Origin of the sequence: Alkalibacterium sp. MB6, from assembly GCF_009935905.1 — a bacterium.
Classification (GTDB): domain Bacteria; phylum Bacillota; class Bacilli; order Lactobacillales; family Carnobacteriaceae_A; genus Alkalibacterium.
This window is the reverse complement of record NZ_PREX01000024.1, coordinates 1-26,314: the sequence shown is the minus strand read 5'-3', so window position 1 is coordinate 26,314 and position 26,314 is coordinate 1. Positions and strand designations below refer to the sequence as shown.

The 26,314-nt window shown below is 38.4% G+C and carries 21 protein-coding genes; 3 read left to right on the top strand and 18 right to left on the bottom strand.

What is annotated here, in order from left to right:
* Positions 1-77: 77 nt before the first annotated feature.
* From pth to C3945_RS09375, 3 genes are all read right to left on the bottom strand, one after another.
* Positions 78-641: an aminoacyl-tRNA hydrolase gene (gene pth, locus C3945_RS09385; RefSeq protein ID WP_161879441.1), complete on the bottom strand. Its 564-nt coding sequence runs from the start codon at positions 639-641 to the stop codon at positions 78-80.
* Positions 642-762: 121 nt separating this feature from the next.
* Positions 763-1,164 carry a hypothetical protein gene (locus C3945_RS09380; RefSeq protein WP_161879440.1) on the bottom strand — a complete coding sequence of 134 codons (402 nt, stop codon included), beginning with the start codon at positions 1,162-1,164 and terminating at the stop codon, positions 763-765.
* Between the two features lie 220 nt (positions 1,165-1,384).
* Positions 1,385-1,948 (bottom strand): hypothetical protein, encoded by a 564-nt coding sequence (locus C3945_RS09375; RefSeq protein WP_161879439.1) that lies wholly within the window; start codon positions 1,946-1,948, stop codon positions 1,385-1,387.
* 356 nt (positions 1,949-2,304) lie between these two features.
* On the opposite strand from C3945_RS09375, the gene glmS reads away from it, so the two are divergent.
* On the top strand, positions 2,305-4,113 hold the full coding sequence (glmS, locus tag C3945_RS09370; RefSeq protein WP_161879438.1) for a glutamine--fructose-6-phosphate transaminase (isomerizing): 1,809 nt from the start codon (positions 2,305-2,307) through the stop codon (positions 4,111-4,113).
* A gap of 229 nt (positions 4,114-4,342) precedes the next feature.
* On the opposite strand, the gene C3945_RS09365 is transcribed toward glmS, so the two are convergent.
* On the bottom strand, positions 4,343-6,313 hold the full coding sequence (locus C3945_RS09365) for a S9 family peptidase (RefSeq protein WP_161879437.1): 1,971 nt from the start codon (positions 6,311-6,313) through the stop codon (positions 4,343-4,345).
* Positions 6,314-6,491: 178 nt separating this feature from the next.
* Here C3945_RS09365 and C3945_RS09360 point away from each other — a divergent pair, with 178 nt between their 5' ends.
* Positions 6,492-7,475 (top strand): L-lactate dehydrogenase, encoded by a 984-nt coding sequence (locus tag C3945_RS09360; protein ID WP_161879436.1) that lies wholly within the window; start codon positions 6,492-6,494, stop codon positions 7,473-7,475.
* A gap of 62 nt (positions 7,476-7,537) precedes the next feature.
* On the opposite strand, the gene C3945_RS09355 is transcribed toward C3945_RS09360, so the two are convergent.
* The 3 genes from C3945_RS09355 to glmU all read right to left on the bottom strand — a co-directional run bounded on the left by C3945_RS09355 (position 7,538) and on the right by glmU (position 10,566).
* Positions 7,538-7,948: a NusG domain II-containing protein gene (locus tag C3945_RS09355; RefSeq protein ID WP_161879452.1), complete on the bottom strand. Its 411-nt coding sequence runs from the start codon at positions 7,946-7,948 to the stop codon at positions 7,538-7,540.
* A gap of 151 nt (positions 7,949-8,099) precedes the next feature.
* Positions 8,100-9,083 carry a ribose-phosphate diphosphokinase gene (locus C3945_RS09350; protein ID WP_161879435.1) on the bottom strand — a complete coding sequence of 328 codons (984 nt, stop codon included), beginning with the start codon at positions 9,081-9,083 and terminating at the stop codon, positions 8,100-8,102.
* 109 nt (positions 9,084-9,192) lie between these two features.
* On the bottom strand, positions 9,193-10,566 hold the full coding sequence (gene glmU / locus C3945_RS09345) for a bifunctional UDP-N-acetylglucosamine diphosphorylase/glucosamine-1-phosphate N-acetyltransferase GlmU (protein WP_161879434.1): 1,374 nt from the start codon (positions 10,564-10,566) through the stop codon (positions 9,193-9,195).
* A gap of 231 nt (positions 10,567-10,797) precedes the next feature.
* Between glmU and C3945_RS09340 the strand changes: the two genes are divergently transcribed.
* A complete protein-coding gene (locus C3945_RS09340) occupies positions 10,798-11,457 on the top strand; it encodes a general stress protein (protein WP_161879433.1) in 660 nt (219 codons plus the stop codon).
* Positions 11,458-11,524: 67 nt separating this feature from the next.
* Here the strand turns inward: C3945_RS09340 and purR are convergent, their stop codons facing one another.
* The 11 genes from purR to C3945_RS09285 all read right to left on the bottom strand — a co-directional run bounded on the left by purR (position 11,525) and on the right by C3945_RS09285 (position 26,049).
* Positions 11,525-12,352 carry a pur operon repressor gene (purR, locus tag C3945_RS09335; RefSeq protein WP_161879432.1) on the bottom strand — a complete coding sequence of 276 codons (828 nt, stop codon included), beginning with the start codon at positions 12,350-12,352 and terminating at the stop codon, positions 11,525-11,527.
* Between the two features lie 280 nt (positions 12,353-12,632).
* The gene (locus C3945_RS09330; protein ID WP_161879431.1) at positions 12,633-16,064 is read right to left on the bottom strand and encodes a pyruvate carboxylase; all 3,432 of its coding nucleotides are present in this window, start codon (positions 16,062-16,064) and stop codon (positions 12,633-12,635) included.
* A 191-nt stretch (positions 16,065-16,255) separates the two neighbouring features.
* Complete coding sequence (locus C3945_RS09325) at positions 16,256-17,089, bottom strand: metal ABC transporter permease (protein WP_161879430.1); 834 nt, start codon at positions 17,087-17,089, stop codon at positions 16,256-16,258.
* Positions 17,026-17,742 (bottom strand): metal ABC transporter ATP-binding protein, encoded by a 717-nt coding sequence (locus tag C3945_RS09320; RefSeq protein ID WP_161879429.1) that lies wholly within the window; start codon positions 17,740-17,742, stop codon positions 17,026-17,028. Before C3945_RS09320 ends, C3945_RS09325 begins: the two co-directional genes overlap by 64 nt.
* Positions 17,743-17,808: 66 nt before the next feature.
* The gene (locus C3945_RS09315; protein ID WP_161879428.1) at positions 17,809-18,849 is read right to left on the bottom strand and encodes a metal ABC transporter solute-binding protein, Zn/Mn family; all 1,041 of its coding nucleotides are present in this window, start codon (positions 18,847-18,849) and stop codon (positions 17,809-17,811) included.
* Positions 18,850-18,973: 124 nt separating this feature from the next.
* The gene (gene ispE, locus C3945_RS09310) at positions 18,974-19,822 is read right to left on the bottom strand and encodes a 4-(cytidine 5'-diphospho)-2-C-methyl-D-erythritol kinase (RefSeq protein WP_161879427.1); all 849 of its coding nucleotides are present in this window, start codon (positions 19,820-19,822) and stop codon (positions 18,974-18,976) included.
* A 158-nt stretch (positions 19,823-19,980) separates the two neighbouring features.
* Positions 19,981-20,238 (bottom strand): Veg family protein, encoded by a 258-nt coding sequence (locus C3945_RS09305; RefSeq protein WP_161879426.1) that lies wholly within the window; start codon positions 20,236-20,238, stop codon positions 19,981-19,983.
* 269 nt (positions 20,239-20,507) lie between these two features.
* Positions 20,508-21,743, bottom strand: a complete 1,236-nt coding sequence (locus C3945_RS09300) for a hypothetical protein (protein WP_161879425.1) — start codon at positions 21,741-21,743, stop codon at positions 20,508-20,510.
* Between the two features lie 118 nt (positions 21,744-21,861).
* Positions 21,862-22,365: an energy coupling factor transporter S component ThiW gene (gene thiW, locus C3945_RS09295; protein ID WP_161879424.1), complete on the bottom strand. Its 504-nt coding sequence runs from the start codon at positions 22,363-22,365 to the stop codon at positions 21,862-21,864.
* Positions 22,366-22,562: 197 nt separating this feature from the next.
* Positions 22,563-24,536, bottom strand: a complete 1,974-nt coding sequence (locus tag C3945_RS09290) for an RNA-directed DNA polymerase (protein WP_161879423.1) — start codon at positions 24,534-24,536, stop codon at positions 22,563-22,565.
* A 253-nt stretch (positions 24,537-24,789) separates the two neighbouring features.
* Positions 24,790-26,049 (bottom strand): hypothetical protein, encoded by a 1,260-nt coding sequence (locus tag C3945_RS09285; RefSeq protein WP_161879422.1) that lies wholly within the window; start codon positions 26,047-26,049, stop codon positions 24,790-24,792.
* Between the last annotated feature and the right edge of the window lie 265 nt (positions 26,050-26,314).

The following is a 26,314-nucleotide window of genomic DNA, read 5'->3' as shown; positions in this document are numbered from 1 at the left end:
AAAAATCTCTTTAACAGAAGACTTCTCTCCTAAAAATGTGTGTAATTGAGACACCTCATCTTCTCCTTTTTATACTGTTATCCATTGTATTTTGTCATCGTATCTAAATAAGTATGGCCTTGAGCCCAGTAGACAGCTGCATCTGCTGCTTTTTTAACAGCAAAAAGCATATCGTCGTGTTCCGACTTATGGAACGGACTTAAGACATGAGACGTGACTGATTGGTTTTCAAACGGCCGTCCCACGCCAATGCGGATACGGTTAAATTGTTGCGTTCCTAAATGCGACACCAAACTTTTTATACCGTTGTGTCCTCCAGCACTGCCTTTTTGCCTTAACCTGATTTTACCTGTTGGCAAGTCCATATCATCATAAATAACAACAATATCTTCTGCTGACAAATCATAATAATCCAGCCATTGTCTAACGCTCCTGCCCGACTCGTTCATATACGTTTGAGGTTTAATTAAACTAACTTTTTCTGATTGAATCATACCTTCTGCATAAACAGACTCAAAATTAGACCGGTTAAATGCCCAGCCATTTTGATAAGCTATTTCATCCAGGGCTATAAACCCTATATTATGTTTCGTAGTAGCGTACTTCGCGCCAGGATTCCCTAGGCCGATAATGAGTTTCATAATGGATCTCCTTAAATCTATTTTTATTATATACACGCAAAAAAGCTGAACGGATAATCGTTCAGACTTTTCTTTATCTTGTTATTATATCATACCCGGCTTAAAGTCAAAACAAGACCCTTTATGTCTTTTTAACAAACTTTGTTTTACAAGCTGGACAGGTGATTCGTATTTTTTTATTTTTTCTTGGAACCCGTACTTTCTGCTTGCATTCGGGACATTTTGTTACTTTATAGACTTTACGCTGAACCCACCTGTTCTTTAATTTCACATAGTGTGTGGTGATTTGATTCTTTAATTTAAGGTAGGTTCTTAACTCTTTTAATCTATTGGCTTTCTCTTTAGAGAGCACTCGTAATACTCCAAAAGCAATAAGAGCCATGCCTAAAATAGACAAGACATACCCTAAAAAGAAATTGGATAATATGCCAAACAACAAGCCTATAACAAGTAAAAACTTTGAGAACTCATCGTAACCGTACCGTCCGTTCATATAAAAAAGTAACTTTTGAATTCTTTGCATTCGTTTCATTCCCTCATTTTGTTATTTAATAGGATACCTCTACTTTACCAGTATATCAAAAGCAATTAAAGAATAAGTAAACTTTTGTAAAGAGCTTCATTAGTTTGACGTCGGCACAACGGAATCATTGGATAAACGATCAGTGGTTTTGTAAAACAAAAAACCAAAGGTGTCCCCTCGCTCAAGGGTATCCTCTGGTTTTTTCATATGTGTATCTTTCTTATTCAGCTGCAGGAGCTAAAATAATGACATTTTCTACACGATCTAGTTCTGTAGGGTCAGCTTCATCGCCAACAGCCCATAGTTCTTCGTCAGATACACCAACTTGGTACTCAGTGTCGCCGTCTTCCGCTGGAGCTGTGAATGTAAATGCACCAGCATCAACTTCTGGCATTTCAACAACTACGCCATCTTGAAGCACGTAAGCAAAGATGTCGCCTTCGCCAGCAGCAGAACCTTCTACAGTTGCTTCACCGTCTTCAGGCGTAAACGTATAACCTTGTTGAGTCCATGTACCACCAGTGATTTCAAGTTCAACGTCAGACGTATAGTCTAAATCGCTTCCTTGAATACTATCAATGAGACTGTGCGGATCTTGAGAACTGTCAGCTGAATCGCTGTCTGCGCCATCAGTATCTGTGTCTGTATCTGTGTCCGTTTCAGCATCATCAACGGCTCCATCCTCAATTTGAGGTTCCGGTGAAGGTTCTTCGTCTGCTGTATCACATGCAGCCAAAGCTAAAGTAGATAGTGCCAATAAACTTACTAATTTTTTATAATCCATTTAAAAAGTTCCCTCCTAATATCTTGCGATCACTATTGCATCGTTCGATAGAATAAAACCTTTTCGCTCGTCGTTATCATACCACATTAAAATTAAGATAACAATTACTTTATACACATTATGTTCACATTAATTTAGTGACATTTTATGTTATAATGTCACTCAAAAATTTCAGTTCATGGCACCCACCAACCTTCTGACTATACCACTTAAATTAAAAATATATTTAAAATGATTGACATTTCTGTTTATAGCCCCTATTATGTAGAAGTTAACTGGTGTTTTTAATCTTTTAACTTCACTTAAAATAGTCTATACCACTTATAATCTCTTTAATAAAGAAAGTAGGAATAATCATGTGTGGAATTGTCGGTTATGTAGGTTCCAAAAACGCCGTGCCTATATTGTTAAACGGCTTGGACAAATTAGAATATAGAGGCTACGATTCAGCTGGCCTTTATATTATGAATAACAGAAACGAAGGCTTTGTCTTTAAAGCAAAAGGTCGTATCAATGCTCTAAGAGAAGAAATTGATCCTTCTGTTCAAGCGTCAGTTGGAATTGGGCACACAAGGTGGGCTACTCACGGAGAACCTAGCGCCATTAATGCTCATCCTCATCAATCATTTAGCCAACGATTTACTCTTGTTCACAATGGCGTGATTGAAAATTACCAAGAAATTAAAGAGCAGTACTTAGACGAAACGTTGCTACTCAGTGATACAGATACTGAAATCATCGTTCATATGCTTGCTTATTTTTCAGAGAAAGAACATCTGCCCACTCTAGACGCATTAAGACAAACCCTTTCTCTATTAAAAGGCTCCTATGCTATCGCATTGATTGACGAATCACAGCCAGGCACTATTTTTGCAGCCAAAAATAAAAGCCCCCTTCTCCTAGGTAAAGGTGAAGGATTTAACGTGATATGCAGTGACGCCATGGCCATGATTAAAGAAACCAATCAGTTTGTCGAATTGATGGACAAAGAAATCGCGATTGTAACTAAAGATGAATTAATCATTGAAAATGCTAATGGGGATAGTTTATCAAGAGACGCATACACGGCTGAATTTGATAGTGAGGATTTAGAAAAAGGAGCGTATCCTTACTATATGGCTAAAGAAATTGATGAACAACCTGCCGTATTGAGAAGAGTGGTTCAAGCTTACCAAACTCAAGAAGGCAACCTTCACGTTGACCAGGTCATCGTTGATGCCATGCTTCAGTCTGATCGCTTGTATATTATTGCTGCAGGAACAAGTTACCATGCTGGGCTAGTTGGCAAACGACTGTTCGAACAATTATCAGGCATACCGACTGAAGTCCATGTTGCCAGCGAATTCGGTTATCATATGCCTATACTATCAAACAACCCCTTCTTTATATTTATATCCCAAAGTGGCGAAACAGCTGACAGTCGTCAAGTTCTCGTTAGCGTCAATGAGAAAAACTACCCTTCTTTGACTATAACGAACGCTGTCGGCTCTACATTGTCAAGAGAATCGACATTTACTTTGCTTTTGCATGCTGGGCCGGAAATTGCTGTAGCTTCCACAAAAGCTTATACCGCTCAGATTTCAGTGATGGCGATCTTATCTGAGGTAATCGGCCTAGAAAAAGGGGTTATCACAGAGAGCACGATGAAACACAACCTTAGTACCGCTGCGGTAGCTATTCAATCTATTATAGAAAGTAAAGAATTGATTGAAGACTTGGCTTCAAAACAGTTAAGCTTAACAGACCATGCCTTTTTCATCGGTCGCGGACTGGATCACCTCGTAGCCCTTGAAGCCGCTTTAAAATTAAAAGAAATTTCTTATATCCATACAGAAGGTTTTGCTGCTGGCGAACTTAAGCATGGAACCATCGCTTTGATTGAAAAGGGTACACCGATTATAGCCTTCGTTACGGAGAAAACCACAGCCGGCCACACCCGAGGGAATGTCCAAGAAACGATTGCTCGTGGTGCTAATACAGTTATCATTTCAATGGATGGATTAAGTCGCCCAGAAGATCATGTGATCATTCCAGAAGTTCATCCATTGTTGACGCCATTGGTTAGTGTGATTCCTGCTCAATTATTGGCTTACTATGCTAGTCTGCATAGAGGAAATGATGTGGATAAACCACGAAACTTAGCTAAATCAGTTACAGTGGAATAGACCGTTTATTATTGACGGCTTAGTTGGCTCAGCTTTAGTAAATAGTGGGGAAAAGTTATGTCTATTCTCCATACTCACCCACCGTTTTCGTTTGAGTATCGAGAAACCCCTTAGTTATCTCCGTACTCAAAACGGTTTTCACTTTGAGTATGGAGATAACCACTTCTACCGTGTATACTCATAGACAAATGAAAGACGACCTTGCTAAATCAGCTCGGTCGTCTTCTTTTTAATTATACGCTTTGAACCACGCTTTTATTTCTTCCAGTCTTTCCATTCTCAAATGAGGCAGCCCTTCTCTGGACAAACCGTGACTAGACTTGGGATACACAACAAACTTTGTATCCACCCCTTGTTTCTTCATTGCCGTATACATTTGCTCTCCTTGTTCAATAGGACAGCGAAGATCTTCTTCACCATGAATAATTAAGATAGGCGTTTTAGCCCCTTGAACGTGAGCTAGTGGGGATAGTTCCCATAGTTCATTTGCTTGGCTGATATCTCTTTGAAGTTGGAATTCCACAAAAAATGCGCCAACGTCACTTGTTCCATAAAAGCTAATCCAGTTCGATATTGAACGTTGAGTGACAGCGGCTTTGAACCGGTCCGTGTGACCGACAATCCAGTTGGTCATGAAGCCGCCATAACTTCCTCCAGCTACGTATACGCGCTCTGAATCAATTTCTGGGTATTTCTCTAAAACATAATCTGTCCCGAGCATGATATCTTGATAGTCTTTGTTTCCGTAGTCTCCTAAAATAGAAGCGACAAACTCCTGCCCATAACTGTTTCCACCTCTAGGATTTAGCATGATCACGCCATACCCTTCAGATGCTAGCTGTTGCATCTCATGGAAGAAGGTTTCCCCGTAGTTAACTTGAGGACCACCATGGATATAAACGATCGCTGGATGAGATTTCACTGGCTCAACAGGTTTAACATACCATCCTTGAATATCCCAATCGTCCGCACCCTTATACCAGAAACGTTCCACATCAGCGATTTGATACTCCTTTTCAAACGCTTCATTCGGATTATAAAGTGGTTTTAATTCTTCTGTTTTTAAATCAAGCTGTGCTAAAACGCTTGGTGTTTTTAAATCAGAATAGGTTACGATAGACGTTTGGTCGTCAATCACATCCCCATCTGTAAAGTGAATCAGCTGATCGACTAATACGTCATTATTCCCTTTACTATCCCCTTTATAAATCACTGTTTTGCCTTGGTCAGAGACAGGATAGATAAAGCTGTCTGACGATACCCACTTGACTGGGAAACCCTTCACTTTCTGTTGGAAATCCCCAATCGTTGTATCACCTACTTGTTTATCCTCTGCCGACACTCGGCTAAAGGTTCGCTGATTTTTGTTCCAAACATATAAAGCAGTTAATGTAACGAACGCATAGGAAAAATCATTTCCGGCAAATAAAAATAGTGTCTCATCTTCATTTGCAGCCTCGAAAGAGAAGCTACCTTTTGGAATATCAGCAGTTATTAGTCGGCTGGTTTTCGTGGCCACATCATATTCATATACACTAGCTCCATATACCCACTCGTTTTCCGGATCTAGTTTGTCAACATAAAACAAGACGCTTTCATCTTTTGATACATATTGGAGTCTGAAAGCTCGGTCTTTTTCCAAAATAGTCGAGGTATGTTTTGTAGCGACGTCAACTTTTTTAACTGCGAAAGTTCTTTCACGTTCCGTTACGCCTTGTCCATCCATTTTATATTGAAGCTTGGTTATTTTTACAGGCTTGATGTTTAAACTGGCTTCTCCAGATTCTTTTTTAGTCTCTTCATCTGTCTCTTTTTCTGGCTTTTTAGTTGTCTGGTAGTATATAGAAGCCCCATTACTTGTCCATTCGTATGAGCTGATGCCTTCTTTTTCATCTGTCAAAGAAGACGCTCCTCCGCCTGTTAAAGGCATGAGGTAAAGTTGAGGCTTTTTATCTTTTGTTCCAGAAACAAAACTTAACCATTTGCCATTTGGAGAAACTGCTGGCTGGGAAGGGTTCATTTCCTCATCTACCCATAGCGTTCTCTCTTTGGTTTCTTTGTGTAAACCCCAAAGCGAGGTGAGGTAGGCATTTTTTTCTTTATCCGTTCGTGTCTCTAAGTAAAAAATCGTGTCCTTGTGCACTAAAGGTTGAGACACATTTTTCAGTTCAAACAGAGTATCACTTTTAATCGTCTTCATTCTGTCAGCTCCTATTTAAGTGAATATTTGGTTAAAATACTATTGATAGCTTCTCATTTATTAAACAAGTAGTCAATAAACAGAAAGGGGATAGTTGTGCATTCGACATACCTTATCTATCGATAACTTTTCGAAAGATATGCTATACTTGTAGTAACAATAGGAAAGGAATGAGAGTATGACAGTAAAAAGCAATCAACAGAAAATTATTTTAATTGGTGATGGGGCAGTCGGATCTAGTTATGCCTATGCATTAATCAACCAAAATATCGGGCAAGAACTAGGAATCATTGATGTAAATAAAGATAAGGCATTAGGGGACGTGATGGACTTGAACAGTGCATTGGCCTTCACCGCTCCTAAAAAGATTTACGTGGCAGATTACGACGATTGCCATGATGCTGATTTAGTGGTATTCACAGCCGGTGCTTCTCAAAAGCCGGGAGAAACTCGTTTGGATTTAACCGAGAAAAACTTACGCATTACTAAAGATGTTGTGGAAAAAGTAATGGCTAGCGGCTTTAACGGAATATTCCTCGTTGCAACCAACCCTGTAGACATTCTAACTTACGCTGTTTACAAACTGTCTGGTCTACCTTCCAATCAAGTCATTGGTTCAGGTACTTCTTTAGATAGTGCTCGCTTCAGACAAGCCATCGCTAACTTGCTGAATGTAGATGTGAGAAACGTCCACGGCTATATTATTGGAGAGCACGGCGACACTGAGTTTCCGGTATGGTCTCACGCGAACGTTGCCGGTCTCCAAATTAGTGAATGGATTCAAAACAACCCTGACACAGATGAAAAAGCATTAGTTGATATATTCTTTTCTGTTCGCGATGCTGCTTATGAAATCATCTCTAAAAAAGGGGCGACCTTTTACGGAATCGGTGTCTCCCTGGCTCGGATCACTCGAGCTATCTTGAATAACGAGCATGCTGTCATACCTGTTTCCGCCTACCTTGAAGGTGAGTACGGACAAGATGACATTTATATAGGAACCCCGTCAATCATTACTAGCAAGGGTTTAGAAAAGATTGTGGAAATTCCTTTAAATGATTCAGAGATGGAGAAAATGCAGCACTCCGCTTCTACTATCCGTAACCATTTAAAAGAAGTATTAGACAAAAACCCTGATTTAGGCTTCACGATATCAGGTTAATTTAGTTTTGACCATAAAAAATGACCATCTATCAAGAATTCCTGATAGATGGTCATTTCTGTTTACATTGGTATGATAACATCTTCGTCTTCATATAGTTGATTGCCATCAGGCGACTCTGCATGCACTTCAATAATCAACTGATGAGGTAAAACGACAGCCGTTTCACCTGGCTGGCTAATCCATCCTCTTCTTACTCCAAGCTGATCTGGACTGTTGTCCTCTTTATTTCGGATGCGCGTGCCATCTACTTCAATAATATTATATTGGCCTTCGCGGGGTTCAAATCGAATCAATTCATGTGGTGTCTCTTCACTTAATTCCACACGGTAAACCTCTTCGCCAGATATAGTTACGGTGGCAATGATTGTAGCATCTTCATCAATAGAACCTAGATGAAAAGCATAAACAATATGAGGAATGAAGGAAGCGACCATTAAAAAGACAATAATAATGACATCTAATGGTTTCATATGTCTCAAATGGTATTTTACTCGTTTAAAAACCTCTTTTACTTTGTCCAGATCCCTTCCTCCTTTCGTGAAGAAAGACGCCGTATCATCAAGGATTGACTATCCGGTAGGTGTACCTTCTATCAATCACATGATTATGGCGTCTTTCATATTAGTCTGAGTAACCTTTGAATTGTTTTTCAAACAAAGGAGATACCGATTTGTTTTCGTGAATACGTTTAATAGCATGTCCCATAAGCTGTCCAACACTCACTTGAACGACTTTGTCTATTTTTTTATGTTCAGGTAATGCAATCGAATCCGTTACGATCATTTTCTTGATTGACGATTTTTCTAAACGCTCTATTGCCGGACCTGAAAATACCGGATGTGTTCCACAAGCGTAAACCTCTTTCGCGCCTTTTTCGATTAAGGCATCTGCGGCCAGAGTAATGGTTCCAGCAGTATCGATAAGGTCATCAATTAAGACAGCCGTCTTTCCTTGAACTTGCCCAACTATATTCATGACTTCAGCCACGTTTGCTTTTGGACGACGCTTGTCAATAATAGCAAGAGGTGACTTCAGAAATTCTGCTAACTTACGCGCTCTAGTTACTCCACCGTGGTCAGGCGAGACAACAACTGTGTCTTCTCCGCCTAAACCAGCGTCCAAGAACCAGTTAGCCAGAAGTGATGCACCCAGCAAATGATCAACTGGGATATCAAAGAATCCCTGAATTTGGGAAGCATGTAAATCTAATGTTAGCATACGGTCTGCACCGGCTTGAGTTAGCATGTTGGCGACCAATTTTGCAGTGATAGGTTCTCTTGATCTTGCTTTTCTATCCTGTCTGGCATATCCATAATAAGGCATAACGATATTAATCGTTTTAGCACTCGCTCGACGCAACGCATCTATCATGATGAGCACTTCCATCAAGTTGTCATTTGTCGGAGCAGAAGTAGACTGCACCACATAAACGTGGTCTCCTCGGATGCTTTCTTCAATATTAATACGAATTTCACCGTCGCTAAATTTATTTACTGATACTTTTCCTAAATCGACACCAATATCTTTTGCGATTTTCTCTGCAAGAGGAATATTGGAACTTAACGCAAATATTTTTAGCTTCGGATCAGAATAATGTTCGGACATGTCGGCCTCCATAATTTTCATTCTCTCTATTTTCCTACTCTTAGTTTATGCCTAAGCGGAATATAAATCAACTGCTTAACCCATTGTAAGCCCTGTATAAAAGAAATTTCTAATCTTTTTGAGCTTTCTTGTTAACATATCCTTCTTTAATCGTCTGACGGGAGCGTGCAATGGCTAATGAATCCGCAGGCACATTATCCGTTATGGTCGATCCAGCTGCAACAAAGGTATTTTCCTCAATCGTCACCGGAGCAATCAAGTTAGCATTGCAACCAATAAAGGCGTGGTCTCCTACATGAATGTGATTTTTCTCTTTGCCGTTATAATTGACAAAAACAGTTCCGCATCCTAAATTGATGTGTTCGCCTAAAGTAGCATCTCCTACATAGGTTAAATGCCCAATCTTTGTGTAGTTGCCAATCGTTGCTTTTTTAATCTCTACAAAGTTTCCAATGTGAACATGCTCTTTTATGACTGTGTCTGCTCTTAAATGACTGTTCGGCCCAATATTGCTCTCATTACCCATGACTGCTGACTCAATCGTAGAACTGGTTACAGTAACCTTATCGCCAATCTCACTGTCTACGATAACAGAATGTGCACCAATCATACTATCTTCCCCGATAACCGTTTGTCCTTTCAAATAAACGCCCGGTTCGATGACTGTATCTTGGCCAATGACCACGTCAGATTCAATATACGTATTCGCTGGGTCAACCATTGTCACACCATTGCGCATATGTTTTTCATTGATTCGACGCTTCATCAACGTTGCCGCTTCTGCTAAAGCGACACGGTCGTTAACGCCTAAAGCTTCTTCTTTATTAGGCAGCTGATAAGCAGATACTAACTCATTATTATTCTTCAGAATTTCTATTACATCTGGTAAGTAGTATTCACCTTGAGAGTTGTTATTGTCTACTTTTTCAATGGCTTCAAATAATGCTTTATTATCAAAGCAGTACGTTCCGGTATTAATTTCCTTAACCGCACGCTCAGTGGCTGATGCATCTTTCTCTTCAACGATTTTAGCTACTGACTCGTCTGTTGCACGAATGACGCGGCCATATCCAAACGGATTATCGGCATGGGCTGTCAACACTGTTCCTTTTGCTCCTGTTTCTTCATGATGAGCCATCAAGGCTTCCAGTGTTTCCATTGTCAGTAAAGGCGTATCTCCACAAATTACAATCGTCGTACCTTCCTCATGTTTCAATAAAGGAGCGGCTTGCTCAACTGCGTGGGCTGTGCCTAATTGTTCTTCTTGAAGAACGTAGTCACTTTTATCGCCTAAATAATCTTGTACTGTTTCAGCACCTACTCCTGTAACTGTGACAATCTTATCCATTTTTGCTGCCATCGCTTGATCAACGACATGCCCAACCATGGGTTTCCCCATAACCGGGTGCATCACTTTATATAATTTGGACTTCATACGCGTACCTTGTCCGGCAGCGAGTACTATTGCAAATCGTTTAGTCATTAGTTTCTCCTTTAATTATCCAGTGGTCTATAGACCACTGTTTATATGATTCATTTCATTAATGAATGCTTGTAAAAACCTTCTTACATAATACTGTATGACCCTCTACATTTCAAGTTCTAAGAGGTGTATTGTTTGTTCTCACTTTAAAGCTTATCTATAATGAAGATAAGTATAAGGAGTGGTTTAGTCGCATAGACCACTTATTTATTTCATAAGGAGGCTGTTTGCATGAATACGAACCAAACGGTTATAGGAAGCTATCAAACAGAAGAAGAAGCGGAACGCGTTGTCCGACGATTGCTTGAAGATGGGTATCAACGCGATGATATAATTATTTTCACTAACTTGGAGAAGGATTCTGAAATTAATCCACCAAGAGATGTCAATGTCTCTAATCCTGATATGAGCGGAACGGATGAAGACTTTGAAAACGATAAAAGCTTCTGGCAATCGTTAAAGGACGCTTTCAAGGTTAGAGATGGCGACTATTACGAACACCCAAATTACACCGTTGAAGATGATTTTCTTCATATGTATAGAGACGATATAAGAAATGGAAACTTGGTTATCGCTGTCAGTGATAGTGATAGTGATCAAGACGACCCTGTCAATACACGTTCTGTAGATAATAGAGGCACGACAACCGATTCACCTGCAGCCGATCATCCATCGGATACCCACCTGGAAACACTAGGAACAACAGCAGGTTTCCCTACCGAAGGCGCTGTTCAAGGTATGGGCGACGGCGGACAGCCACCACTTGAGCCGAGGTCCAATGAAGGTGTCCCACCAGAATTAGAAGACACTCGTGGTGAAGCGAATACTGATGAAGTGACCAGCGAACGCCTAGAGGAAACTCGTAGACAAGGAAATGACCCTAAGCCTTGAAGCAACACCTTTTGTTTCTTCTGACATAAAATCCCTCTTAAGCTCGTAAAAACTTAAGAGGGATTTTCTATATGCCCTTTTGTAAAAAATTCCCAGGAACCACTTCAATCGTTCGATCTTGACTATTGACGTTCTCTACTTTTAGTAATGATGTATAATCTGTGACAGAGCGTTCGCCTTTAAATATATTTTCAGCAATGACCGTTGCTCCTACCACTTCAGAATTAAATTCTTCAATTAAACTAATCATACCATTAACAGTCCCGCCACCTTTTAGGAAGTCATCTACAATAACGACTTTTGAACCCATTTCCAGACTTCTGCGAGACAATTCCATTTTTTCCACTCTATCAGAGGACGATCCAGATACATAGTTAATGCTTACAGTCGAGCCTTCTGTTACTTTAGAATCTCGTCTGACTATAACAAACGGTACATTTAAATAGGAAGCAACTGACTGGGCAATCGGCACACCTTTTGTCGCTACAGTCATGACACTGTCGACTTCCTTGTCCATGTACTTAGAGGCAATGGCTCGACCAATTTTTCTCAGCCACTTAGGTTCTCCCAACATATCTGACAAGTAAACATAGCCACCCGGTAACAATCGTTTGGAATGGTTTAGCTCTTCACATAATTCATCAATAAAAGCCGCTATATCTTCGTCTGTCATTTTAGGAACATACCTTACTCCACCTGCAGCTCCAGGTACTGTTTCTAAAAATCCCAACCCTCTTTTAGTAAATGTTTCCTTAATAATGGTTAAATCTTCACTAATACTAGACTTAGCTGATTCATATCGTTTAGCAAACAGGGTCAAGGGAACTAATTTATGGGGATGTTCCATTAAGTAATATGTGATATCAATTAATCGTTCACTTCGTTTAACTTTCAATACTTTCCACCTCTTTGATTTACGTACATTATAGTACCGTCATCTATATACTACCTTTTCCAAGCGAAAAAGCATAGCTTTATCTTATTTGTTAAAAGGATTGTTCGTTCTTTCGACTCATTTAGGCCGATCATAAAAAAAAAAGAACTTAGGGTAATCCACTACCTCAAAAATGAAAGACGAACAGCCCTCATGTTAAGTGATTCGTCTCACTCATGATGGCTGTTCGTTTCATTTACTTTAAGACATGTCATCTCTTAGTATACTCTACTAATAAAGCTTAGTTCGAATCAATTTCAATAAGCAAATCGTTCGACTGAATTTGATCCCCTTCTTTAACAAAGAGGCTTGCAACTTTCCCATCAATCGATGAACGGATAGTCGTTTCCATTTTCATTGCTTCTGTAATAATGATCGGATCCCCTTTGTGAACTTTATCGCCTCTTTTAACCAATACTTGCAGTACAGATCCTGGCATCGTTGCTCCAATTTGGCCTTTATTGGACGGCTCTGCTTTTTTACGCACTGCTTTTGTACTTGTCACGCTTTTATCTTGAATTTCAACTTGACGCCCTTGACCGTTTAACTCAAAGTACAACACACGGTTCCCTTCAAGGTCCGGCGCTCCGATCTGGTTTAGTTTAATAATTAATGTTTTACCTCTTTCTAGATTCACTTCAATCTGTTCACCCATACGCATCCCATAAAAGAACGTAGGCGTATCAAACTTAGTCACTTCTCCATAAAGGTTATTATAGAATTGATAGTCTAAAAAGACCTGCGGGTACATAACGTAACTAAGAACTTCTTCCATTGTAGGCTCAGCACCTAAATGTTCGCTTAACTCTTGTTTTACCTTAGCAAAGTCAAGCGGCTCTTTGTATTCACCAGGGCGTTTTTCTAACGGCTTTTCACCTTTTAGAACAAGCTTTTGCAATGTTTCCGGGAAGCCACCTTCTGGTATGCCCAGCTCTCCTTTAAAGAAGCTAACCACTGATGAAGGGAAGTTCAAATCCCCACCTCTGTCATACACATCTTGCTCGGATAAGTCGTTTTGAATCATAAATAAAGCCATATCCCCCACCACTTTTGAAGAGGGCGTTACTTTAACTATATCACCAAACATGTCATTAACCGTCGTATACATCACTTTAATATCATCCCAACGGTCACCCAGTCCGACAGCTTTAGCTTGTTGTTTCAAGTTCGTATACTGTCCACCAGGCATCTGGTGAGTATACACTTCTGTCGAAGCTGCTGGCATTCCTTCTTCGAAATCAGTGTAATATTTTCTAGTATCTTCCCAGTATTTATTTAATTGTTCAACATTTTGAATAGTGACTTTTGGCGCATGCGGTGTGCCTTCTAAAGCGTAGTATAAACTGCCCATGCTTGGCTGACTCGTTTTTCCACTCAAGGCACTTTGTGCGACGTCAATCACATCGACACCTGCACGAATCGCTGCACCATATGTGTAAATACCGTTTCCACTTGTGTCATGCATATGCAAATGAATAGGGATACGAACTGTATTTTTGAGTTCACCAATCAAACGATAAGCAGCATGAGGTTTTAATAAACCAGCCATGTCTTTAATGGCTAAAATATGAGCACCCATCGATTCCAGACTTTTCGCCATACGTTTATAATAATCAAGAGTGTACTTTGTCTCATTCGGATCATTTAAATCTCCCGTATAACAAATCGTTGCTTCAGCAATTTTATTCTGATCACGGACATATTGAATACTTTTTTCCATTTGAGGAAGCCAATTTAGACTATCGAATATTCTAAAGACATCGATGCCGTTTTGTGCAGCTAGTTTGATAAATTCTTCTAGTACATTGTCCGGAAGGTTTTCATATCCAACCCCATTGGAACCTCGGAATAACATTTGGAATAAGGTGTTGGGCATTTTTTTACGAAGCTTTTTCAGTCTTTCCCAAGGGTCTTCTGTTAAGAAGCGGTACGACACATCAAAGGTTGCGCCCCCCCACATTTCAACGGAAAACAACTCAGGTATTGCTCGTTCGGTTTCTTCAGCAATAGCGAGCATGTCTTTTGTTCGCATGCGGGTAGCCAATAAACTTTGGTGCGCATCTCTGAATGTCGTATCAGTCATTAAGACGGAGTGTTGGTCCTTCATCCAAGAAACAACGGCGTCAGGTCCTTCTTTATCCAAAATATGCTTAGGATATACCAAGTCTTTATCTGGAAGAATGAGCTTTTGTGGCATTCTTGGTTCTTTAAAAGCACGTTTCTCAACTTTACCAATGCCTGGGAAGCCATTAACCGTCACATTTCCAATATAACGTAGTGTTTTATTCCCTCGGTCACGCAGTTTTGAGTATTCAAATAATTCAGGGGTTTCATCTATAAAGCGGGTTGTTGCTTTTCCGCTTGAGAATGTTTGATGCTTTAATACATTAATTAAAAAAGGAATATTCGTTTGCACACCGCGTATGCGGAACTCCGTCAACCCACGAATCATTTTTTGTACGGCTTTTTCATAACTTCTTGCTTCGACTGATAATTTTACTAGCAAGGAGTCAAAATAAGGGGTAACGATAGATCCTTGGAAACCATTCCCAGCATCTAAACGGATGCCAAAACCACCCGGTGAACGGTACGTATTTATCTTTCCGGTATCTGGGAAGAAGTTATTGATGGGGTCTTCTGTCGTAATACGGCACTGAATAGCTGCACCTTTTAATTCGATATCTTCTTGAAACGGTATGTCCATGTCCTTATGCAAATCTAATCCTTGAGCAATTAAAATTTGATTCTGAACAATATCAAGACCTGTTACCATTTCTGTAATCGTATGTTCAACTTGCACTCTTGGGTTAACTTCAATAAAGAAGTACTCGTCCCCTTCTACGAGAAATTCCACTGTTCCGGCATTAACATAACCGACGTGTTTCATGATTTTAACGGCAGCCTGACATAGCTCTTCTCTTAATTCAGGATTCAGGTCTGCACAAGGAGCGACTTCTACTACTTTTTGATGGCGTCTTTGTACTGAACAATCCCGTTCAAACAAATGCACGATATTACCATGGGTATCGCCTAATATTTGAACTTCAATGTGTTTCGGGTTAGCAACATAACGCTCCACATAAATATCATCTCGACCAAAGGCTGCCTTCGCTTCACTTTTGGCACGTGTGTAGCCTTCGTCAGCTTCTTTTTCATTGTGAGCCACACGCATACCACGTCCGCCTCCACCAAGTGCCGCTTTCATCATGATTGGATAGCCGTGCGTTTGCCCAAACTCTTTTACTTCATCTACTGATGATACCGGCCCATCCGTTCCTGGTATGGTTGGGATGCCTGCTTCAACCGCAATGGCTTTGGCTTTTATCTTATCTCCAAAAATATCTAGGTGTCGTGTTTCTGGTCCAATAAATATAATGCCTTCTTCTTCACACCGCTGTGCAAAGCCTAAATTTTCTGATAAAAAGCCATAGCCAGGATGGATTGCTTCAGCACCAGAGTCTTTTGCAATCTGGATGATACTTTCACTATCGAGGTAGGCGTCAATAGGTTTTTTTCCTTGCCCAACCAAATATGCTTCATCGGCTTTAAAGCGATGAACGCTTACCTCATCTTCTTGAGCATATATGCCTACCGTTCCAATTCCTAGTTCTGCTAATGCTCTGAAAATGCGAATAGCGATCTCGCCTCTATTAGCCACTAATACTTTTTTCATCTTGTCACCTCAACCTCTCATAAGTAACGTTACATAAACGTTAGAGTCTTACTCACCATTTTAACAGAATTGTTGACTTAAACAAAAATATTTTTGCTTTGGATGAAAAACACTTTAAAATAGTGTCATCGTTTCTACATTTAAACAAAAATAAACCAGACACTCTTTTGAGAGATTGTCTGGTTTATTGTTTATTTTCTTAGGAATGCATTTCGTTTGGATTGCTTGGTTAACTTTAAAGCCAGGCCTGTTAGACCAAATAAAAGAATGAAAACCAGTGTAATAGAAGCCCCTGGCGGAGTTCCTAGATAATATGAAGCGGTCAGTCCGCTGAACATGCCTACTAAAGATACTAAAATACCTATTAGAATCACGCCGTTAAAGCTTTTGCTTAATCGAATAGATACAGCTGCCGGCAGAACTAATATAGCCGCAACTAATAATGCCCCTACAATCGGCATGACCAATGCTATCGTTACCCCTGTTAATACATTGAAGAGGATAGACATCAACCAAATGGGGAGACCAGATGTAAAAGCTGTTTCTTCGTCAAAGGTCAAAATATACATAGGTTTTCTGAAAATTAAATATAAGGTGATAATTAAAAGGGTGACGATCAGCAGCATCCACACTTGGTCAGTCGATATCGTAACGATTGATCCAAATAAAAATTGTTGGATACTGACGGTCGCGCCAGTATCATTCAGTCCCATTAAAACTAAGGCAACTGCCATTCCACCTGACATTAACATCGCTATCGATATCTCCGAATACGTTCGGTACACTTTTCTTAAATACTCCAAAATCACAGCGACGAGAGCGACAACGATTATATTCGTCAGCGTTGGATTCGTTCCAATCAGCAAACCCAAAGCGACTCCGGCTAAAGACACATGAGAAAGAGTATCCGCCATAAGTGTCTGCCTTCTCAAAATGAGGAATAAACCTAGTATAGGTGCGATTAATGAGATGAGGAAAGATGCTTGGAAGGCTCTTTGCATGAATCCATAGAGAAACATCTCCAAGGCGATCCCTCCTTCCTAACCAGCTCAATATGCTTATTCGCATATTGCCTAATTTCTTCATGATCGTGCGTTACCATCAATATACCTTTTTGGTGTACGTCACTATTATGCTTCAATAATTTATAAAACTCTTCTCTTGACTGAACATCCATTCCGGTTGTCGGTTCATCCAGTACAAACAGATCAGGGTCGGTCGCAAAAACACGTGCAATTGAGATCCGTTGTTTTTGTCCACCGGATAATTCGCCAATTTTTTTATGTCTCATGTCCCACATGCCAACAGAGGTAAGCGACTTTTTGACATGAACATGATCTTCTTCATCTAATTTCTTGAACCATTTCCCTCTAGGGTATCGCCCGGACTGAACCAGTTCCAATACCGTACTAGGAAATCCCTCATTAAAAGAGGCCACTTGCTGAGGTATATAGCCAACGACTAACTTCTCGCCGTAGCGATTCTTTTTAGACAAGGTGACTGATCCCTTTGATGGTTTGAGAAGGCCGAGAATATTTCTTAACAGCGTTGTTTTTGCAGCCCCATTTTCACCCGTAAGCATGGCGAAGTCACCAGCATTGACTTGAAAAGATATATTTTCAAGTACTGGCTCGTCTTCATAATGAAAGGCTAGTTTATTTACTTCAATATACTGCACGGCTACTCCTACTTTCCTTACCTTTTAAAAATAATCAACCAGATTATTATCCTTTAATTCTAATAATTAGTAAATACTTTTTCTTAATGATTCTAAATTCATTCTCATAGCATCAATATAACCTAAGCCTTCTTCTTGTAAGTTTGTAGACAGTCTTTCTAAGTCATATAATACAGCCGTTTCTGTTCCTGTCTCATTGGCTATCATTTCTGCAATAGCTGAACTGGCGCCTTCTTGATAATAAATAACAGGTACATCATACTCATTTACCAATTCATTGATTTCGGCAATGCGGGCCGGGTTAGGCTCCACCTCTGTAGACAGGCCTCCCACAGCAATTTGCGTTAAGTCATAACGGTTGGCAAGGTAGCCAAAAGCTTCGTGCTGCGTAAAGAACACTCTATTTTCTGCCCCCTCAAAGGCTGTTGAGTACTCCTCATGAATCATTTGTAGCTCTTGATTAAACTGCTCGGCTCGCTCTTCGTAATAATCCGTTCCTTCAGGATCCAGCGCAATTAACGCTTCTTTAATGTGGGTGACTTGATCTTGAGCCAATACAGGGTCCAGCCAAATATGCGGGTCGACTTCATGGCTGTGATGATTCTCGTCTTCGTGATCGTGGTCGTGGTCGTGATCATGGTCATCTTCATCCTCGGCGCTGTCACTATGAAGAGTCAACTCATCAACTGTATCAGCTTTTCTAACCACGACAACTTCGTCACTATCTAAAGAATCCAGCAAACTCGGGACCCATGTCTCCATTTCTTCACTACTGTAAATGAACATATCCGCTTCATTCACCATGGCAATATCTCTTGCGCTCGGTTCATAATGATGTGCATCTGTTCCACCTGAAATCATTTGACTAACATTAGCTCGGTCTCCTGCAACTTGTTTGGTAAATTCATAAACAGGATAAAAAGTCGTGACAATAGAAAGTTGAGTGTCTTGATTATCCTCTACTGAAGCATCTGAATCTAAAGTAGCCTCTTCAGGCGTCGTTGGTGAATCTGTGGTTGTTTCCTGACCACACGCAGCTAATACAAGGACGAGCAGAAGTCCCCATCCAACTATTAAGCGGTGTTTGATTGTTTGTTTTCGTTTCATATAAGTAATCCTCCATTATTTTCAAATCGTAATCATTACGATTTAAAGAGTATCACTTTCCGACTTCTCTTGTCAAGAAAAAAATAAGCACGGCTCATCACTTTATTTGAAGAGCCGGCTTATTTCAATTTAAATGTCTGACAAGATAGACTTCTTTGCAAAAGCCTTTCAAACCATTTACTATCCGTTTGGCTTTGGTCAAATTTTGAGTTAAGCCAAATACTGTCGGTCCCGTTCCACTCATCAAGGCTGCTTCTGCACCAAATTCCAACATTTTTTCTTTCACTGTGAGTATGCGAGGGTTTTGCTGGCTTGCTTTCTCTTCTAGCGCATTTCCTACATAACGAATGCATTCGTCAAACGACTCATGTTCAATGCCATGAACCAATTGGTCAATGGAATAATTAGGTAGGGAATCGACATCCAAATCTTTAAACACCGTCCAACTAGAAATACCCTTAAATGGCTTAACTACTATAACCCAGCAAGATGGAAAAGAAGGTAGAGGCTTCACCTTTTCACCCCGTCCAGTTACATACGCCGTTTGTCCGTAAACGCAAAACGGAATATCTGATCCAATTCGCTCGCCTAATTCAGCCAATTGCTCCAGAGATAAATCGAGCTTCCATAATTGGTTCAAGGCTCTCAACGTAGCGGCTGCATCACTACTCCCTCCACCGAGTCCAGCAGCAATCGGTATGATTTTATCTATATAAATATGAACGCCCGCATCAATGTGATACGTTTCTTTCAACAATTGGGCTGTTTTGACTACTATATTACGTTCATCTAACGGCATGAATGAACTATTTGAATCAACTGTAATATCGTTCTCCTGGATGGTAAATGTCAACCGATCAGAAAGGTCGATGGTTGTCATGACCATCTCCATTTCGTGAAAACCATCTTCTCTTTTACTTAATACATTTAAGCAAAGATTTATTTTCGCGGGTGCATTCTCCATTATTTGCATGTCGATCCCTCCTAAGCGGTTCCTTACCTTCTATTCTAAAACAGATGACCGACTTTTGGAAAAGATAACTACAAAGGACTCGCTATTTCCCTTTTTAAGCATAAAAAAAGTAGTATAATTCGACATTATACTACTGAAAAACAATTAATTTAATTAGATTAGTTCAAAACCAAAGATGCTTCTTCTGTAAATTCTAATTGTACTGAAGATGTCAGCACGTCTGTGTAATTAAAAGATACTCTGTCCACTGCATTCTCGGACTTATCAAGCTCTACGACAAAAACTGCCGGATATGTTTCAGTAAGCGTACCTTTGCGTTCTGTTGTCTTTTTTCTTCCTGCCTGGACGATTAACTTAAGCTCTCTACCGATCTGGCTGTCCAAGGACTTCTTGATGCTAGCTAAACTATTTGGCATATTTGACTCACCTCACAAAGTATTAACCACATTATAACACATAAACACGAAAGCTGAAAGGGATTATTAGGATTAAAGTTCTTATTTAACATTTAGATTAAAATCGCCTGTGTGTTATTATTCCTTATTATAACGGTTTTTATGCGAATATTAATAAATCGCTATAATGTTACCCTCATCTTTTATTAGGCGAATGTTCGTATTTGCCGAACTTTTTTTTAGAAATGAATTCAAAAAGACAGCTCCCTTATCGGAAAGCTGTCTTTTAACTAATGATCAGACGAGTTAGTATCTTCGGCCTGGAAGTAATTGAATTGATACTGTGCATTATTTACATCTAAAACCCCTTGAATAAAGTGTTCTTTATCTTGAGGGACTTCCAAATACAGAGGCATGATGGTTTGATCTTCCAAAACACCAAAGGATTCTTCATCTAAAAAGAAGCGTTCCTCCTCCAATATCACATTCTGATTCATATCAGTAAAGGTAATACCCAATTCAATGTTAGAGTACTCCATACCCGATCGGTTAACGATGACAAAAATAGCTTGTCCATTTTTTTCTGTCGTACTGTATTCATAAATACCCGTCCAGTGAATCGCGACATCCCCTTCGATTCCCACTTCAGGAGATTGGCTAATTAATTCCTCCAACTGGCTCAATATTAGACTATTATAACTGTCTTCTCCTTCATTTGACTGGTCAAGTGTTGAAACGAAGGTCAACTCTTCAGAGGATTCATTAGCTGCTGTTCGAGGCTGAACCCTTTCACTTGTGCCTCTGCTTCCTTCTGAACTGCTTTCATCCGATTCAAATTCAAATGAGTCAATACTAATGACTTCTTCACGGGTATTAGACAACTCATCGATAGCTGCTAGATTTGAATAATCTGTATTCACGTAAACAGGCATAGCTGTATTCGGCTCTAACATCCCTAATTCATCTGCTGCCAATGTGAAATAGGTCTCGTCAAATATCAACTCACCTTCAGACGGGCCAAAAGTGATCGCCATGTCAATATGCGTAAAGGTTTGATCCGTGCGGTTCGTGATGATAAAGATAGGCTGCAGGGTCTGTTCTTCATCATTATGCAAGTATAGACCCGTGAACTGTATGGTGACATCATTTTCAAAACCCAAATCGTCTACTTCTGCACTACTAACCATTTCACTCAATAAAGCCAATACTTCATCATTCTCTGGTGATAGTCCCGCTTCTGTCTCAGCATATTGAGGGACAAATACAATAGCGCCTTCATTATTTTCGCTACCTAAACCGGTATCATTTGTCGCATCGTCGTCACCGATTATATCAGTATTATCCTCGTTCTCATTTACATCCTCGGGTGTTTCGGTATCCGTTTCCGTTTCGTCATTCAGCTCATCTTCAGCTTGTGATTCTGCGTCAATGACATTTGTTTCACCGTTATCGGCTTCATCATTTGTCGTTTCTCCACAACCTACTAAAAGACTGACTAGCCCTAGGCTAATTAACCACTTTTTCACTGCGCCCACCTCTTTTGTCATAGTCTCCTTACATACTGTAACTATACAGGATACTGCATAACAAAAGGAAGAATAACACACTCGCCTATTCACAATCTTTCTTCAATATAAAGCGTACCTACTTTTGGAACTGCTTTAACTTTTGATTAAAGGCTGGCTTTTTAATGATTTGGTAAACCAATACCATGCCAATGACCGCCCCGATTAATGCGCTTATAGAAAAAACAGGCATAAATGCAACTATTGCCGCTTCTTGACTGAGAAACACCCGGGCAATAGGATAACTAGCCAGTGCCCCTAATACCCCTGTACCAATTATTTCTCCGACGGCTAACATATAAAACTTCTTCGTTTTCAAATACAAGTAGCCGGATAGAAAAGCGCCTATCATACTACCAGGAAAGGCCAATAACGACCCCGTCCCAGTCAAATTTCTTAACAAGGATACGCCAAACGCTTGAGCCAGACTATACCATGGACCGAGGATAAAACTGACCAATACATTCATGAAGTGTTGAAAAGGTGCTGCGCGGACGAATCCTAAGGGGATAATAATCAAGCTGCCACCTATATACCCGATAGCAACGCAAAATGCTGTAAAGACTAAAGCTTTTGTTTTCATTACTGTATTTCCTCATTTGCTTGTTAGTTTTCAACTCGATAGTTTATGACTCTTTGAGGGGGCTCATCTTAACCCCCTCACGTCAACGTTTATATTTATATGGTAATGGGTTTGGTAATGGTTTAGACTAAATTTTCACGCATACGCCTATGTTTTATGAGAATAGTACTTTTCAAAGTAAACTAATATTGTAGTATTTAAACAGTATAATTTTCAAAATCAAAATAGAATAAAGGGACATTTTGATTCAACATTCTCTCATAAAACTTATCAATAGACATATTCGTTTTTATAAAATCCCAGTTTAACTGACTTTTATATAAGCCACTTCGATTTCGTGGTGTTTCAGATTCTCTGTAATAATCATTAAGTGATACTTTAAAAGAATCATATTTATTTGTAAGATAATATATATGATATCTTACAAACCATAGTTTTTCAGCCATACGTGATTTGTCATGAACGTCATATGGATTAAGAACTCTGTCTTGTTCAGATAAATACGATTGATAACTTTCTGATAAAACTTCATTCAATTTCTTGAATAGTTTGTTTATATAAGAATCATAATTCGCATAATCTTGTTCTACAAAAAATTCATTAATGACGATTTGTAAATATATTGTTATGGCTAAAACGATGCTAAAGTCATCATTACTAAAGTCAATTATTTTTATTAAGAACCCTAATCCTTCTTCATCAACAGGATGGTCTTCGCCAATAAGCTCAGTTAGTTGAGTCTGATCAACTGTCTCATATACTTTAAAATATAAGTAATATAATAATAACTGATATACTTCTTGATTATACTTATTTTCAATACACATGCTAACTTTTCTTTTTATTTTTTTAGAATTTTCTTCAAAATACTCACTTACTAATTGATTTATCTCATCTTGACTTACCCCTTTAGAGATTAATTTCTTAGTAAAATTTAAAAAGCGATTAGTTAATTTTGAATCTTTCAAAGATGTATCCAAAAAGTGTTTAAACAAGTTATAACTATTTAAAGGGTTTTTATACGTAAATATTTGATTAATGTTGGAGTTATCTTCTAAATGGAATAAGCTTCCCGTATACAAAACTTTGATAGAGCCTTTATTTCCTTTTGACTCTTCGTCTATGCACAGATTGATATAATCGTATAATTTATCTATCCATTTTAAATAGTTATTCGAGCTAAAATTATCAAAAAAAGAAAAAATTTGAGCTTTATTTAATTCATTTTTTATAGGGTGTGTTTCAACAAAAGTCTTTTGTTCATTTAATGTAATATTATACTCATTGCTCTTAATATGTACTTGTGATAAAAAGTCATCCTTCATTTCCTCTTCATTATATGAAAACTTTAAGTCATCTACATATCTAGTATAAATATATCCTAAATCTTCTAATTCATTATCAATCTTACATAGAAAATACTCCGCAATAATTCGAGTTAGAAAATTACCTGTAGGAACTCCGTGGGTCTCTCCGTATTGCTCCGCCTGCACAAGTTTATCTAAATTGTTTCCTATCCCATCGTGACGATTATTCTTTGCAATTTGCTTCCCTAAATCAACCCATGCAAGACTATGTGTATAAAGTGTTGGATAAAAATTGCTTAAGTCTAGATTCAGAATATTATTACCATAAGATAAAAGCTTTGTCGATAACTTATCCGTTGTCTTAAAATCACCAATTTGAAAATGATTGAAATACTTTGAGGTCGACTGTTTATTATTCATAAACAAATCTATAAAATAATCACTGTTTAAACTAATATACAGTGCCAATCTAACATAGCTATATATATTTGGAATTTTGTATGTTCTTCTAATTGTTAGGTCATTACTTTTCGGTATAGTAAAAATTATCGGATCTGTAGGAGTATGATTTCGACCACCTAAGATATTGTCTGAATCATAATTTATATTACGATTGTCATCAATAGTAGCACCTAAATTTTCATTCTGCAGAAATAATAATAAGCCTTTAGTACTAAAATATTCGGGGAAGAAGTTATCACCCACTGAGTAAAACTGATCTACTTCAGCCTCTTCTTCTAATGTTCTATCAGTATCATTATTTTTTCCATTCATTTCGCTTTTTACATTTCTATCATAATATCCATACTCAATCAAAAAATCTAGATCTAAAATTTGGGTATAAAATTCCTCTAATGTCTCCATTGGTTTCCCTCCATCTTTTAAAATCTTAAACTAGTATTACTCCATAACTACTGCCTTGGCTTGCTTATAGGTACGCTATCAAACTATTCAAGTACCTAGAAAGTCTACGACCTAATAGTATTATTGATTGTTCATTCTTCTCTTACTTAAAATATTGTATATTAATTTTTACATTTTTTTAATTTTTCCTGAAAGATATTATAAATATGCCATCTAATATTGTATAGAGATTCAAAACAATTTAGCTGAGTGATTACATGCTATCCGCAGGTAAATAATATACTTTCCCTTCTTTTCCTATTAATTTAACATTCTCATCAAAGACCTCTCTTGTAGACACTTGACGATGTTTATCTCTGGCAGTAAGGTGCTTAGTAATAATACCTACAACATCTTTAGATACTGGACGATAATTTAACTCTTTCCTTATCATTCCCGGTACTTTATGAAGAATACCATCAACTCCATAACGTTCTCTATAACCTTCTTCAAGATTGATACCATACTTTTCCATTTGTTCTAAATGCCAGTTCTGTAATCCAATTTTCACATCTTTCACTTGTTTTCTATAAGTTGATAATAAGGAGTTACATTGATCTCTGGATACAGTACCTAGGTAAAGTGCATACTTTAAATTTGCAATAAGATATAATACTTCCAATAGAGTCTCTTGATAAACAACCCAGTATTGAACACCAACCAATTGTTCTTCATATTCTTTAATACCCATATCCATTTTTTTTGAGTAGTCTGCAATCGTTAAATTTGCCTGGCCTAATAATTCTATACATTGTTGTTCAAGTCGATTAAGGCTTGATATTTCTGATTTTCTCAACTCTTCATTTTCAAGTATTTCTGTTTGAAATGAGGACATTTTTTTTACTTTAGTAACTAACGCAAAAACTTTACTCTTATATTCATTATTTTGAAAATCCATTATCTGAGAAATATCTGAACTAATTGATTCTAGTTCAGTGTTGATTTGGTGCATATAATATTGACCGACTACCATTGAGCCTACACTCATTGCTGATGAAGCTACATTTGCAGCAACGTTAGATACATTATTTACAGGTAAGAATTCAGCTGATCCGTCTATTCCTTTCTTTCCCATTGTAAATCCTCTAAAGGCGCCTTCAGTGTTTTTAGACTTTGCAAGCTGTTTTCCAGCTGGAAGAATCGCTTCATACAGAGTTTTAGTACTACCTTGAACAGCATTGCCTACAGTAGTTGCAGTCTTAAAAGCTTCCGGCAAGAGATTATTTACATGTCCAAGCAGTTTACTGTCTTTAATCTCTACAAGTCTTGATTCATCAATTTCTCGAATCTCCGACAACATATTAAATTGAACTTGTAACTCATTGGTGGAATTATTCGAAATAGCCAATACGTTATTAGTCTCTTGTTTTGGCGTGTGTTCATTAACTGATTTATTTTTTGATCTTTGTACAACCATATAGCCTCCAACTAGAACAATTAGAAAAATAATAAATGTAATTAAAATTGGATACATTATTAAAACTCCTCTTATATTATTTCATAGAAAAAAAAATTAAAATGCTTACACATCGCTTTAATTATACAAGTAAAAACTAATATTAACAGTTCATAATTCTATTGAAAAATTATCTGTAAGAAGAAGAGGCAATATATATCCTATATTGATAATAAGAGCCTCACCTTGGTAATTTAATCAGTATTGTGACTGCTAAACTATATGTAGCAGTTTCTGCTAGATAAGAATATGCACTTTTATCCTATAACCTCGTTTAATTTGA